9 protein-coding genes and 1 pseudogene are annotated in these 13,801 nt (G+C 46.3%); 4 read left to right on the plus strand and 6 right to left on the minus strand.

Features of this window, described 5'->3' with window-relative positions; all coding sequences use genetic code 11:
* Positions 1-65 precede the first annotated feature (65 nt).
* The gene (locus ACN0YN_RS26610; RefSeq protein ID WP_145192941.1) at positions 66-566 is read left to right on the plus strand and encodes a hypothetical protein; all 501 of its coding nucleotides are present in this window, start codon (positions 66-68) and stop codon (positions 564-566) included.
* A 124-nt stretch (positions 567-690) separates the two neighbouring features.
* Here ACN0YN_RS26610 and ACN0YN_RS26615 read toward each other — a convergent pair whose 3' ends face one another.
* The 4 genes from ACN0YN_RS26615 to ACN0YN_RS26630 all read right to left on the minus strand — a co-directional run bounded on the left by ACN0YN_RS26615 (position 691) and on the right by ACN0YN_RS26630 (position 5,678).
* Complete coding sequence (locus ACN0YN_RS26615) at positions 691-1,797, minus strand: DNA N-6-adenine-methyltransferase (protein WP_145192939.1); 1,107 nt, start codon at positions 1,795-1,797, stop codon at positions 691-693.
* A 124-nt stretch (positions 1,798-1,921) separates the two neighbouring features.
* Positions 1,922-2,992: a DNA methyltransferase gene (locus ACN0YN_RS26620; protein ID WP_145192937.1), complete on the minus strand. Its 1,071-nt coding sequence runs from the start codon at positions 2,990-2,992 to the stop codon at positions 1,922-1,924.
* Between the two features lie 114 nt (positions 2,993-3,106).
* Positions 3,107-4,042 (minus strand): AAA family ATPase, encoded by a 936-nt coding sequence (locus ACN0YN_RS26625; RefSeq protein ID WP_145192935.1) that lies wholly within the window; start codon positions 4,040-4,042, stop codon positions 3,107-3,109.
* Positions 4,043-4,880: 838 nt separating this feature from the next.
* On the minus strand, positions 4,881-5,678 hold the full coding sequence (locus tag ACN0YN_RS26630) for a hypothetical protein (RefSeq protein ID WP_145192931.1): 798 nt from the start codon (positions 5,676-5,678) through the stop codon (positions 4,881-4,883).
* Between the two features lie 413 nt (positions 5,679-6,091).
* Between ACN0YN_RS26630 and ACN0YN_RS26635 the strand changes: the two genes are divergently transcribed.
* Entirely contained in the window at positions 6,092-7,216 is a 1,125-nt protein-coding gene (locus ACN0YN_RS26635) for a Dam family site-specific DNA-(adenine-N6)-methyltransferase (RefSeq protein ID WP_145192929.1), read from the plus strand.
* Positions 7,217-7,766: 550 nt separating this feature from the next.
* Here ACN0YN_RS26635 and ACN0YN_RS26640 read toward each other — a convergent pair.
* The gene (locus ACN0YN_RS26640) at positions 7,767-9,977 is read right to left on the minus strand and encodes a Helicase associated domain protein (protein ID WP_145192927.1); all 2,211 of its coding nucleotides are present in this window, start codon (positions 9,975-9,977) and stop codon (positions 7,767-7,769) included.
* Positions 9,978-10,217: 240 nt separating this feature from the next.
* On the opposite strand from ACN0YN_RS26640, the gene ACN0YN_RS26645 reads away from it, so the two are divergent.
* Positions 10,218-10,772 (plus strand): helix-turn-helix domain-containing protein, encoded by a 555-nt coding sequence (locus ACN0YN_RS26645; protein ID WP_145192925.1) that lies wholly within the window; start codon positions 10,218-10,220, stop codon positions 10,770-10,772.
* Positions 10,773-11,191: 419 nt separating this feature from the next.
* The gene (locus ACN0YN_RS26650) at positions 11,192-12,928 is read left to right on the plus strand and encodes a recombinase family protein (protein WP_417388010.1); all 1,737 of its coding nucleotides are present in this window, start codon (positions 11,192-11,194) and stop codon (positions 12,926-12,928) included.
* On the opposite strand, the pseudogene ACN0YN_RS26655 reads toward ACN0YN_RS26650, so the two are convergent.
* Positions 12,910-13,755: pseudogene (locus tag ACN0YN_RS26655) on the minus strand (YifB family Mg chelatase-like AAA ATPase); the annotation flags it as partial. The gene ACN0YN_RS26650 and the pseudogene ACN0YN_RS26655 overlap by 19 nt on opposite strands.
* Positions 13,756-13,801 lie beyond the last annotated feature (46 nt).

The following is a 13,801-nucleotide window of genomic DNA, read 5'->3' on the forward strand; positions in this document are numbered from 1 at the left end:
CCGCCCTGCATCCTCAAAGCAATTTTTGTGTTTACAAAATTTATGTTTTGTTTTGAGTTGATAATATGAATAATTATGGCGTTTTAATCAAATCTGATCGGGCAATATTGGCAGAATCCAATGGACGTTATCCGATGACCTATGCGAAAAAACATTTGCGAGACGAACTGAAAGGAATGGATATTAAATCTACTTTGTATGGCTGTGAATTACTTTTGAAAGAACATGGTGATTTTGGCGAATGGCACCATTCATCAAAATTCGCTAGAGAAATTGATTATTATGATGTGAATGCGGTCATCAAAGAATTTGATGAAAACCTATCAGAAGCTTTGCAACAGATGGCTGTAGCAAAAAAACCGAAAAAAGAAGAGGTCAAAACTGAAGCTCGAAATGTTAAACTGAAATACCGTGTTTGGATCACCAGTAGCAGATATCGAGTTAAAAGGTATGAAGGACCAGCGACAATCAAAGGAGATTGGATTCATTTTCAGAGTACAAAGAAAAAACTGACAGGCGATTATATCGAAGTTGAATATCTTGATTCACAGATGGTCGCCAAATAGAATTAGTTTTGAAAATACGTTGGCGCTGGTCCTGTTTGTGTAATAGCCCCTGATGAATTTCATCAGGGACTATTTTTCAAGGATCTCCATTATGTCAAAAGAGAAGAAAACCTGCAGCAAACGATTACGCCACTGTTGATGGAGTTGTCGATGCAGCCTCGACATTTGCCTTGATGATCGGAGCCCCTGCTGATCCCGGAATAATGTCTGGCCCAAAAATGACGACCGTAACATCGAGATACGCCGTCGTCTTTTCACCGTGGCGACGGAATCGAACGTAGTCGTGGAGAAACCGAATATTTCCGTGAACGCAGCAATTTTTCCACCATCGGTAGTCCTTGTAAGCACTCGGAAGAAGCATTACAGTCGTTGCGCCATTCTTACTTTCGTTGTAAGCCTTTTTGACCCAATCTCCAATTTCGTGTTTGCTGAAAGGAGGGTTGCACCAAACTGTTTGCCCAGCCCAGCTTTGTTTCAGTCCATCCGATTCGGGCGTGAAGAATGTTTCGCATTTGGCGTTTTCTGGTAAAGCAGCAGCGTCCAATGTGAAATGGAATTCCTGATCGAGATGGTCAAACAGCCATTGCGGTGTTTCGTATTCGGGAGTGGAAACATCGTTTTTCTGCTTTCGAATCCGGTTTGCGTACCACTTGGCATGTTCGGCTCCTTTTTTGAGCACCGACTTTTGCTCATCAGGTTCACACTTTGATAACTCGGATGCCGCAACAATAGACAGTTTATTGCTGTCCATTGCATTCACGAGTTCTGGGATGCCCTTTTCGACAACCTTCTTGGCACGGGCGTAACCGTCCTTGCCACCAAGATCGGCACGCTTTGCGGCCTGATCGACAGTCAGATCATCATCGATATTGCGAATTTGCTTTGACCGGCGATCCCCGCCGTGTTTGTAACTACGAAGTGCATCTACAATGGCAACACGCTCGCTGACAGTGAAATCTTTCCTCATCGTGTTTTCGGCGAACTGGCAGTGCAGAATAGACGGAACGTCAATGATGCGAGCCGGGATCGTCTCACTTCGCATGACATCTCGGTAGGCACGCAGACGACGTTCTCCGAAGACGAGTTCATTTTTAGGCGTGATACCGATTGGCTGGAGCAGTCCATTTTCTTTGATGGACAGAGCAAAGTCTTCAACATCGCCCATGTCTTTTCGGTGACGGTGTCCAATTTTGATGTCGCTGATTTTTACTTCGATAATTTGATTTTTCATTTTTACGTCCTTTGGAAAAGTGGCATTTGGAAAACTGAGCGCAGACCGGTGGCCTTGACTCAAACAGGGGTTTCAAAAACAGGGGGTGTAGAGATCGCCGCTTCGAATGACCGAATAGGTGAGATCAAGCAGGCCGTGTGTATTCGTCCTTTGCTTTGAAGAGTCGCTGACGTGCCGTGGCGACGAATTGATCGTCTTTTTCGATGCCGGTTAAGTGATCCCAGCCCGCCGACAGTGCTCCGATCATTTCGGACCCGCTGCCCGAGAACGGAACTAACAGTCGGCGGGGTGTCTCACGCTTCGGCTGGATGATTAGACGAGCGAGATATTCACACAGGGCAAGCGGCTTGACCGTGGGATGGGCGTTTCCCTTGCGTTCCTTGCGGTTGGCCTTGGCACAGTAGAAAAACCGAGACGCACCACCTTCATCACCGTAGCCCTCCACAACATCCATTCGAGAACGGAATGCCTTAAGCGTCTTGCCGTTACCGACATTGCTACCAGCCTTTCGACGACGTGAACGACGGGAGCGAGAAGTTCCGTATTGTTCATCCAGCAACGCTGCGGCTCGTTCATTGAGGATGAGATTTGCGGGATGCCTACCCTTATCAGTACCGTCTGCAAGCATTGGAGATGGAGCCTGATGACTTCGCTTCGTGTAACATGTTGTCCCAATTCGACAGTCTCCGATGTTGAGCCCACCGCAGCCATGGTTCGTGGCGTTCTTTACGAACTTGCCATCGACTGGCTTCATTGCCAGAATGATTGGCTCCCATGCTGGCTTCAGCAACGTGTGGTAGTTGCCCCACCGTTCACCGAGAGTCTGCCCAATGTTTTTCCCTTTGGGGAATCCATCTCCGTAGAGCCAACAGAGCGTGTCTCGAATCTCCCAACCGGCATCTTCTATATTGCAGACGAGTCGGTGAAAGGTCCTTGGATGGCCAAAGGCGAGCAAATAAGCACCCGGTTTGCAGAGTCGCAGCAGACCTTCGAGTACGCTTACGGGCGGGAGAGTTCCGTCCCATTCTTCCCCCATGAAGTTGAGGCCATACGGTGGATCGAAAAAAGTACCATCGAACGTGACAGGTGGAAGAGTCGGCAAAACTTTGTTAACGTCGCCGTGGTGGATGGTCCAGCTTCGGTCAGTCGAGTGATGAGTAGTGATGCGATTTGTATTGTTGTTGCTATTGTTCATGGGGGTTCTCTTTCTTTTTTGAGAAATATGAAATGTGTGGATGTATCCCGACCCCTCCCTGCAAAGGGCCGGAAACTGGTTCTTGAAAATCTGAAAACGTGAAGTGTCAGAAGGTCATACCATTCGTGCAGTGGACGTGACTTCCTTGAGACGCTTGTAGAATGTGGATTTGCCGTGCGGCCATTCGGCCAACTGACTGTGGCGATCATTGGGAAATCTCTCTGTGAGTTCTTTGATGAGTTGTCGTTGAATTTCCTTGTCTTCATCCTTGGAAATAGCACGCACAGGTTCGGCAATCTGCTTTTGAAGACTGGACCGCACAAGGTCTTGCCATGAGGTCAAGGCATCACCCTGCTTGACTTGCCGGTAGTCCTGCCACGCCTTGGTCAGATGCCGCAGATCAAGGCGCTGGTCCATCTTCCGAGTTTCGGCAATCAAAAACTCCGCAACTTCGAGGCATTCATCCGGTGATAACTCTGGGTAGCCCTGAAGAGCCAAGTGCCGGATGAACACTGCGACTTCCTCATCGGTCGGCTCGTGTTCCAGCATCACGATCCGACTGCCCAAAGCTCGGGCCAACGGATCATGCCTTAATGGAATGTTGCTGATGGCAATGATCGACCCGGTGAACCAGATTCGTTCATCCCTGTCCTTGCTCTTGTAGGAAATGAGCCTCGGCTCGTCGGGCTGTCCATCGAGCGCAGCCAACAGAATCTGAAGTGCCTGCTCGTTTTTGAAGAGCGATGTGATGTCATCGAGGACGATGACGTGTTCGGGATGATCGGCAAGAAATTCGAACAACCCCATCGGCGTCATGCGGGCGTTCTTATTCACCCATGGTTTGTCGAGTAATTCCAACTCTTGTCGCACCGTGAACGTCTTGGACGTGCCGGGTCTTCCTACGATGTACACGCCGGTCTGGTATCCATTGGCAACAGACACTACTCGGTCTCGAATGAGTTGAAGCTTCGTTCCGAATTCTTGAATGACGGGTTCGGTGGCCGACAACGTATCGGCCCGCTGTTTAGGTTGGATTGCAGTCATATTCATTTCATGGTCCTCCAATTTGAAAAAATAGTTACAGGTTTGGTTCATTCAGATTCACTTGGTTTTCTCTGCGCACACCGGTAGCGCAGTTCTGTTGTCATGGAAAATTCCGTCGGCAGAGTTGTGAACGGCTACTTGCAGTTATTGATCACGCACGTTGTTGTCGTCCTACATTCAACGATACGCACGATTTTTTGCATTGTAAAGTTGGGGTCATAAGTGGCTTCATGATAATACTTTACGAGATGCGTTCAGCCACCGGCACAAAAGTTGTAACGGACTGAAATGCTACATCCACGACAGATTTTCGACGTTCAATATGCTATCGAGATCGTCTCGCATCCTCTGCGCCTGTTCTGTGGTGACAGCCACAATCTCTGAACGATGGCTGTTGGCAGGGTCCGGTCGGTACGTGATAAGCACAACAGACTTTTTCGTCGTTCTCACATTCGACATTTCTTTCGTGATCTTTCTCACAATAACATTGCCTGCCGTGATCGAGAGAATCTCAATTGTTCTGGCTTGCATATGCTTCGGCATAATCATTCTCCTTGAAAAGTAGTTAGCGGTTTTCGCTCTATTGTCGCAATGTTCGGTGACAACCTTACTGATAAACTCTTGTTACGACTGGGCACTGATGGCCTCTCCTTTTTGTTTTTTTGTTTCATGGACTTGTTTCTCCAAACTTGCGCAGACTTTTTACAAAGACCGAACGTGCCGAGTGTTCCCGCTCGGTGCGCAATCCGTGCGCACCCGGCACGCCGGTTACAAAAATTGTGTTTAAGAATTGCGGACCGTTAGAATTGGCTTACACAATCGGAAGCGGCGGCCCAGAGAATGGTCAGCCGACGAGAATGAGAGGACTCGATGTTGGCTGTTCCAGAGACGGAAGGTCGGCGAGCTTGAATGATTCGCCAACGAGTTCGATAAGTTCGTCTAAAGTCATGATGTCCTCCTCCACGGTTTCGAGTTGATGTTCGAAGGTTGATAGCTCGTCACCGTTAACTGATTCGGAGGGATCTTCGAAGTCAAGCAGATAATCACTACCATTGCAGAGGTCCTCAAAATGATCAACGATCAACTCGTCAGGGTCGTATTGCAGGAACTCGAAGCGAACGCATTCTAAGAAGCCAAGCAGATCAGCAAGTGTGCTTGTGAGATTATTAGATATCCATCGGCTATGGTTATCGCCAACCTGCTTTATATAAATCCCACGGACTCGGGCGGAATTCCAGTTATTTCCCACCGACAGGGTTGCAACCTTCTTCGATACGTAACCACGGACTTCGGTAGGACTGACATATTGCTGCGATTTGGCCCATCGTCGTACTTCAAATTCGCCGTAGTATTCGATCATTGCTGACAGTGGCAAAACGACGGCGTAGGTTTCGGGTCCGAGACACTTGACTGCAGACTCCACGCTTTTGCAGATGATGAGTTGCTCACAAACCCGAGGATCGAGTGCGGTTTTGCTGTAGATGCGTGGCGTTCTCGCCGGGTCGTCATAAGTAAGGAGTGACATTACTTCGTCGTCGATCCCAGTAAAAACTACATACAGTTCTCCCTTCTTCATCCGTTGTGATAGATTACGACGGACTTGTTTCGGGGTTTGATGCTTCGCAGTTTTTTTCTTGCTCATTCGTAGTCTCCAGAATATGGTTTAAAATTTCGATCCGCCGACGGTGGCGAATCAGTAAAACGCATTATCGGTGTCCCTCCCTTTCAATCTCTTTCCTGATGGGCAAATGTGACATCCGTAAACACAGTCACATCAGTGAGTTGGGATAATCCCATCACGAATCCCAGCCACACGAAATTAGGGCAATTAATATTTTTCTTGCCTGCTTGCCAGATCTGTACTTATTCATTTTTGTTCACATGATTGTGTCTTTGTTGGCGCACTTGCCGGTGTCTTGTCCTTGCGATCTGCCTTACCAAAGATCGTTTTCTTTCGCCCTTCTTGTAGGTGTCCAATACGCCCATAATTCACTAATATCCGAGGAGATAAAGGTGGATAGAGAAAGTGGTATCAATCAGTTACGGTCGAACTGAATGGATTACGAGGAATCGAAATTGGGGCAACGGGAGCAAAACAACACGTTGGAAGAAAGAAACGGCTACCGCCGAGCCGAGACATTCCGGCAGAATTTCCGGTCGCTGCTGGAGAGTCGATGGTTGTCACAGCGAGAAGCCGCAGATCAAATCGGCGTGCCGTATAAATGGGTGCGGCGACTCTGCCATGAAGGAGTTGGTCGAGCAGATAAACGAACCAAAGCGGGCCTCCAAGACATAGCCAGCTTCTTCGGAGTAGAGGTCGAAGCTCTGTGGCAAGAAAAAGTTGTCTCTTCTTCAATTCCCAGACCAGATCGCAGCCTGATTCGATGGACCGGCACGAAGCGACTACAAGCAGGCGAGATCGTCAAACGCTTCCCGAACGAAATCGCCACGTATTATGAGCCGTTTCTTGGCGGTGGTGCGGTGCTTTACGAGCTATTGAAGAGCGACATCCCCGTCAAGCGGTTTCGTTGTAGTGACACCTGCGCTCCGCTGATTGAACTGTGGAAGCAAATTAGGTCCGATCCGGCCACGCTCCAGAAAAGATATGAAGTGATGTGGAACACGCTCCGCAGGCGTGGAAAAAACTATTATCTGGAGGTTCGAGACCTGTTCAATGAGAGCCACGATCCCTGTGACTTCTTTTTCGTTCTTCGGACCTGCCGAAATGGATTTGTGCGGTTTAACCAAAAGGGAAAGTTCACTGTTGGTTTCCACCACAAACGAAATGGCCTGCCCCCCGAAGAAGTTCATGCGTTACTGCAAGACTGGCACCGATTGCTGATGAAACACGATGTCACCTTCACCGTCCGGGATTATCGAGAAATTTCAACGAGACTTCGGGACGTGATATACCTCGATCCACCGTATGTTGCCGAAACAGAGATTTACTCGGGGAGATTTGACTATGGAGAACTGTGGACGTGGATGGAGAGGCAACGGTGCAGCTACCTGTTATCACTCAACGGATTCGTTGGGAGCGAAGACCGTCGCCTCGCTGTCCCCAATAATCTGTACGATGAAGAGTTGCAGATCGATGCGGGGATCGGTTCTTTGAATACAAACGGATCGATCCAAGTAACGAACAGCTTGTATTTGCGAACGAGTAAGAACCGGGGCTGACGAGAATCAGTGATCAATGGTGCTATTGCGTCATTGATCACTGAGCCCATGTTTTGGAGCTTACAAGAATTCGTGGAAAATTAGAATTATGGATTCGATAGAAATGTATTCCATACAGTCGAGAAATTTGAATTCATGGAAAAAATGGAGATGCCCAAGAGTCAAAAAAGTGCTTAAGCAAAAGGGTTCTAGGGTTACAAGTTGCGTGTCCATGAGTTACTGTGTCGGGAATTGACACAGCACTAGCTCCTTTGTGTGCCTTGCCCCTTGGTTCATTTAAAACCAAGGGGCATTTTGTGATGACAATACACGTATCGGAAGAATATTTGTGGATAAAATCGAATTAGCCAAAAACAGTTTGGAGACTTAAAAGAGAAACCTCGAACAGTCAATACCGAGTGATAACACAAAGCCAATTACTAAAGTATTGGCTACTCGCTTCAACAAAATTCTGTCTGCCATTGTAGAAGTCAAAGACGACTTTCCCGACGAAATAAGTCTTACGGATTCTTACATGAGTGGGTATAAAGATCATCCCGAAGCTCCTTTTTTATCCCCACGTCCACCATATTATTGCTTCCAGCAACTTGATTTTCTCAACAGATAAATTGCCTCGATGATAAGCAACCCTTTGTTGATAAAACCAATTAGTTGATTTCTTGTCAGTCTTCGGAAACGGTCTTTTTTTCAAAACTCTGACTGATTCATAGTTGCGATGCCATCGATCAGGCTTCCATTGCCACCAACTAATTGATTCTAGTAGCTCAATTCTATCTTGAGATAGTTTGCCAGCAGAGTAAATCAGACGTTGCTTGCCAGTCCAATTTTCTAATGCTTTAGACAACTTCGTTGGATAATGCTTATAAGCTTTTATCTCATTAAAGTATTCTTGCCAACGATCATCATATTTTTTGAACCATTCCCACCAAGGGATTGATTCCAAAAGATGAATTCTTTCTTTTGACAACCTTCCATCTCGATAAAATGCCTTGTTGTTGCTGATCCACCAGTAAGCTTTACTACTTTGTGGCGGGCAAGCAGGTAAAGACTTGATCTTCTCGTAATTTCCAAGCCAATTTGAGTCAAAGATTCCTGAAATAATTTTTCTCAATTCAGCAAATCTGGTAGGACCACCAAACCCTGCTGAAAACAACTGTAGACCTTTCAGAGTATCGTCAGACCAAACCTTGTCGAATCCAGAATTGACTAGATCATCAACAGCAAGGGTGATGTTAGCTTTTCGTCTGATCATCAACACTATTTGTTTTGCTGTCTGTTCTTCTTGTTCGATGTCAAAGTTTTTCAGAGCACGAACAATTGCATTTTTTGCCTCTGTGTCTGAAGGTTTTCTGTTTTGCTGCTCGCAATCAGCAAACAATGAGATCATAGCATCATAACAATCAGAAAGAATGCTCTCTTGCAAATCTTCATCATACTGACCAAGCAAATTTACTGGTCTGCCTTGGCTCCCCCCTTCAAAATGCCCATCATCATAATACTTCGGCATTTTGATAGGATTAAGGGCATTGTCCAAAATCAAAGACGCATGAAAATGAGCAAACAGTTTAGATAAATATTTTCGTTGCTCGTCTTTTGGAGCATCTGTAATGACCGAAAAGAAAGAGAAATAGCTTATGTGCTCCTTACCGGGGTAATCCCTGATAAGCCTTCCAAAGCGTTGATTTCTGTCTTGATCTGATCCACTTGGTACTAGGTCAATTACTCTTTGTGCCTGTAGCCAATCAGCACCCTCCTTAAACATACCAACTGTTAGAATTACATCAATCTGCTCTCCCTGTGTCATCGCAAACTTGATTTTCTCGTCTCGATGATCCCCATCGACAAGATCAAGAATAATTCGACCTTCATTATCACTGTCAGCAGACCACAACTCACTCTCTGGATAGTGTTTTTTGATCGTTCTCACAATACGTTTTGTAAAATCAGACTTCTCTTTTCCGAGAAGCAGACGATGATTTTTAGGCGGGCAATATATGATTGTTGGAGTTTGATCTTGTGCAAGTAGTTGGTTGAGACTTTTCCAAACTGTGCCTTTAAAGGCAACGAAATCATACTTGTATGATTTAATGTGCTTGAGAGACCGCCAATATTTGTCAAACTGAATTGAATGTCGATAGAACCGATCAAGATGACTTTCTGTGATAATCGGTAATTGATCACCACGAAAAAAGAATGCTGTCGCCAAGATCAATCTTGTGGTGGTCGTCGGATTATCGATATCCAGAATATAATTAACGATTGCGCCTAGTTGATTACATGATTCATCTGCCCCCGAAATGTGGTGTGATTCATCAATGAGGAATGTAGTGTTCTTGGTCGCTTCTGCGAGTTGCTTATCAGACAAGCTTGAGAATGTCCGGGCTAAACCAGCATGAGTTGTCACGATAATTCGATTGAAAATCTTTTTATCTTTTGCTGGTTCCGTTAGAAACTGCGATAGCTCTTCGGTCTTGTTCCGAATGTAATTACACAGATTGTGTTTGACAGCCCAATCAAGCATTTCACCAGTCGGCAATTTGATTGAAACATCGTGGATGAATCCTTTAGCTATAACTGTTTGGGGGATCGCAATAACAACTTTTCTTTCTGTGCCAGAAAGTAAGTCATCACCTGCAAGAGCACAAAGCACCATGCTTTTTCCCCAGCCTGTCGGGGCATTTAATATAGCGTGGTCATGTCGCCTTAATTCGGCGAAAGCTTCCTCTTGACTTTTCCTTAATTTGATTTGGGTTACAGACATTTTTTCTCCTAGCTGTAATGAGTGCTCAATTTGCTGCTAACGCCGATTTATTTTGGTAGTTGAGGTTTAGCGTGAATCGTCTCTACTCATCACTTTGTTCTCCTGAAACAGAGTTTTGTCTTGGCCAACCACTCGGCTGACTCACGCCACCATTACCAGTGTCCTAATACTTCCAATAATTTCTGGGGCATTCTGGGACAGTAAGTAGATTTATGGGACACGATCTGGGACAATCAGGGTATGAGACGAGATCCCGAGGAATTTAAACGGAACGTGCGGCGACGGCTGAATGAGCGAAACCTCTCGCAGAAGGATGCCGCAAAGAAAGCTGACCTGCCCTACAAGTGGGTGAGACGGATTTGCTCACGAGGGCTGACAAGGGTTGAGGGGCGAAACGCAGAGCAAGTCAAGAAGCTGTGTGATCTTCTTGGAGTAGAAGATTACGAGCAACTTTTTTCAGGAATCAATTTCGATAACACCCCTGCTGGCTGGGCCAAGAAAGCAGCCGAAGTCATTCGGCAAAACAACAGTGATGGCGAACGGCTGAAAAGTCAAATCGACACTGCGTACCGAATGCTCGCCGCAGATTCAGTGTGGGAACTCATTAAGAACAGAGGGCTGTATGACACCTTTAAGAAAATGGGAAAATTCACAAACCAAGAAGACGGGCTGGCCCTAATCAGATATTTGCTGCGTGGGGACGCTGATACGGATATGCTGCCTCTTTCAGCCGAACAAATAGTTGAGAAGGTCGAAGCGAATATGACAGTACAGACAACAGTTCAAAATGACTGACGGTCACGTGACCAAGATCGCATTGCGCCGTTGATCGGCAATTCCACGTTTTGGGACTTACAACAATTCGTGGAAAACTGGAATTCTGGAATCGACAGAAACAATAATCCTACCGTTTGAATAATTTCTAAAGTTCTACTTTACGATCATTATATTCGTACGTAGAATAGGGACGCCACGGGAGCCGTGTCAAAAATCAACCACACCCACGGAGAATTAGAGTTTTCGTCGCAGATGTCTGCGGCGAAGGCACGATTTTCGTGGGTTTTTTATTTGAATCTTCGTATACGTTAAAGAAGTAAAACAGTCTTCCAATGAGCAATCGTTCTTCCATCATCTGGCGGAACTCCCCGAAAAGATTCGGTCATTCTACAATAGCTTTCCAGATGAATGTGGCCCATCAAGTTTGGAGTATCTCAATGACACGTTTAATTCCCACAGTCGCATATCTTCGGATGTCAAATAAAGATCAAAAAACTAGTATCCCCCAGCAACGCAAACAAATTACTGCCTATGCAAAAGCCAACGGCTACGAAATCGTCACTTGGTATATTGACGATGGGAAATCTGGTTCCCGTGAACAACATAAGAGAACAGAATTTACTCGAATGCTCTCTGACTCAACGACAGGAAATTTCGAAGTAATCCTCTGCCTTGACAAATCCCGTTTTGGTCGGCTGGACTCAATCGAAGGTGCATTTGCCAAACAGACATTAAGGAATGCAGGTGTCATACTACATACGCTTCTGGAAGGTGATTCAGATTGGAACACTCATACCGGACGCATTGTGGATTCAGTTCTTTCCGAAGCCCAGCATGAATATTCATACAAATTGGGTCAGAAAACACTCATCGGTAAACTCAACACATGGTCCAATGGCACACCATACGGACAGCAGACACCTTATGGTTTCTCCCGCAAGGTTGTGGATGATAAATGCCACATCAGAATTATAGGACGTAGGGAGAAGTTTACTAAACCTAAAAACTGGTCACAAGAATTTGTTCCGGGTGATCCAGATGAGGTCGAAGTTGTCCAATGGTTATTCGAGACTTATGCAAACCGAGATGTCGGCTTCCGTTGGCTTGCCGCTGATTTGAATAGTAGAAATATTCCAAGTCCAACAGGTAAGAAATGGTGTGCCAAAACGATTCAAGATATTTTGTGTAATCTCCGCTATATAGGCGATCTTCCTCTTGGAAAAAGAGCAGCAGGTACATTCTGGCGGCTGGACGGAGAAGAGGTCGTTAAATCTGAAACGACATCAGTTGTCCGCAATAGTGAATCTCTTATAAAGAAGAATACCCATGATGGTATCGTCAGTCGTACGCTATTCGACAAAGTTCAGCGACGTATCGAGCGTCGGAAACAAACTAACACCCACTCCCACAAATCAGGTGGATATCTATTAAAGGATGTCCTGTACTGCGGGAACTGTGGGAAACCGCTGTATGGGAATCTAAATCGGAGTGGTAAGAATACAGAAAAAAAGAAATCTGGTAGAATCATTTATGTATGCAAAACCGCCATCAAATATGGGAAGCAATGCAGTTGTGCCCAATGGAAGATTGAAGAAGATTTGGTCCTCCCTTTCCTCAAACAGAAATTGCTTGAAGGAATCGACAAGATTGTCCTGAAGCAATCAGCTATGAAATTACCTAAACTAAAAAAGGTAAAACCGAACGAAGTTGAACTGAAGATGTCAAAACTGGATGACCTGATTGAGCGGGGAACAAAAAATTTACTTTTGGCTTCTGCTGAACATCTATCCCAACTTGACAAGCAGTTATCCGAATTGAAAGCAGAGCGTGCTGAACTGGAAAAAGTAATCGAGCAGGCCAAGAATAAAAAGTCAAGGCATCCTTTTATCCCGTCTGATGAATGGATAGATGTTCTACGTGAAAGACGACAGTTGTTTGAGGGCTTGCGTGGACAACTTGTGGATATCGAGACTGGGAAGAGCAGGGACGGGAAGTATTCAAGATGTTTCCATTTGAACGCAGACACTTTCCGAGAGTTGCTTATCAGCCATGATTGCAGAGTCGATTTTTGGTGGGATCGTAAATCCAAGCATCGATGGAAAGTCTCTAAAATTAGAGTGAGAGCGTTTGGTCAGAATGCACAATTTGAGACTATCGCTTCGCTGATCGTATGATGCGGCGTGCGAAACTGGCGCAGCATCACCAGCGACTGATCACTGGGCAGCCGTCCCATTGCACTGTAGATACGTGTTGTCTCCAGACTCTCTTCTTGAGACAGACGCGGCAGAATCGTACTGATCCGCGAAGCCAGCAGGGTCTTTCCGGTCCCGGGAGAACCAATCATCAGTAAATGATGCATGCCGGCAGCAGCAACCGTAATCGCCCGCTTCGCATATTCCTGACCTTTCACATCGCTGTAATCGATATCGTAACGTCCATGTTCTTCCAGAGCATTCTCCCAGCAGAATTCAACGGCTTCGATAGGCAGAGTGCCCGTGTAAAAGCCAACGGCTTCCGCCAGTGTGCCGACAGCGAAGACGTCCAGCCCATCCACGACGGCTGCCTCTTCTGCATTCTGAACAGGAACCAACAGGCCCTGTTTGCCCTGCTCTCGCGCCGCCAGTGCCATCGATAGCGCACCGCGGACCGGACGAATAGTGCCATCCAATGCCAGTTCGCCTACCACGGCGTAATCCTGAAAGCGATCTGATGACAACTGCCCGCTGGCAGTCAACAACCCGAGTGCAATAGGCAGGTCGAACGACGCGGCATCTTTGGGAAGATCAGCGGGAGACAGGTTGATGACGATGCGATCGATCGGACGATTGTAACCGCTGTTGACCAGTGCCCTCTCAATTCGATGTGTACTCTCTTTGACGGCTGCTTCCGCCAGGCCCACCAGAATCGTCTTAGGCATCGCCCCGGGAGAGATATCGACTTCCACTTCCACAGGTTTGGCATCAATGCCAAACAGCGAATAGGTATAAAGCTTGGCCAGCATGATGATCTTCTTCAGTTAAAACGACGTCGTTTTTTGTCCAGTATCC

The sequence above is a fragment of the Gimesia sp. genome (assembly GCF_048260065.1).
In the GTDB taxonomy this organism is placed as follows: Bacteria; Planctomycetota; Planctomycetia; order Planctomycetales; family Planctomycetaceae; genus Gimesia.

What these genes read in the sequence shown, in the direction of transcription:
- ACN0YN_RS26610 (WP_145192941.1), top strand. Translation starts at nt 66, where the DNA reads ATGAATAATTATGGCGTTTTAATCAAATCTGATCGGGCAATATTGGCA.
- ACN0YN_RS26615 (WP_145192939.1), bottom strand. Translation starts at nt 1,797, where the DNA reads ATGAAAAATCAAATTATCGAAGTAAAAATCAGCGACATCAAAATTGGA.
- ACN0YN_RS26620 (WP_145192937.1), bottom strand. Translation starts at nt 2,992, where the DNA reads ATGAACAATAGCAACAACAATACAAATCGCATCACTACTCATCACTCG.
- ACN0YN_RS26625 (WP_145192935.1), bottom strand. Translation starts at nt 4,042, where the DNA reads ATGAATATGACTGCAATCCAACCTAAACAGCGGGCCGATACGTTGTCG.
- ACN0YN_RS26630 (WP_145192931.1), bottom strand. Translation starts at nt 5,678, where the DNA reads ATGAGCAAGAAAAAAACTGCGAAGCATCAAACCCCGAAACAAGTCCGT.
- ACN0YN_RS26635 (WP_145192929.1), top strand. Translation starts at nt 6,092, where the DNA reads ATGGATTACGAGGAATCGAAATTGGGGCAACGGGAGCAAAACAACACG.
- ACN0YN_RS26640 (WP_145192927.1), bottom strand. Translation starts at nt 9,977, where the DNA reads ATGTCTGTAACCCAAATCAAATTAAGGAAAAGTCAAGAGGAAGCTTTC.
- ACN0YN_RS26645 (WP_145192925.1), top strand. Translation starts at nt 10,218, where the DNA reads ATGAGACGAGATCCCGAGGAATTTAAACGGAACGTGCGGCGACGGCTG.
- ACN0YN_RS26650 (WP_417388010.1), top strand. Translation starts at nt 11,192, where the DNA reads ATGACACGTTTAATTCCCACAGTCGCATATCTTCGGATGTCAAATAAA.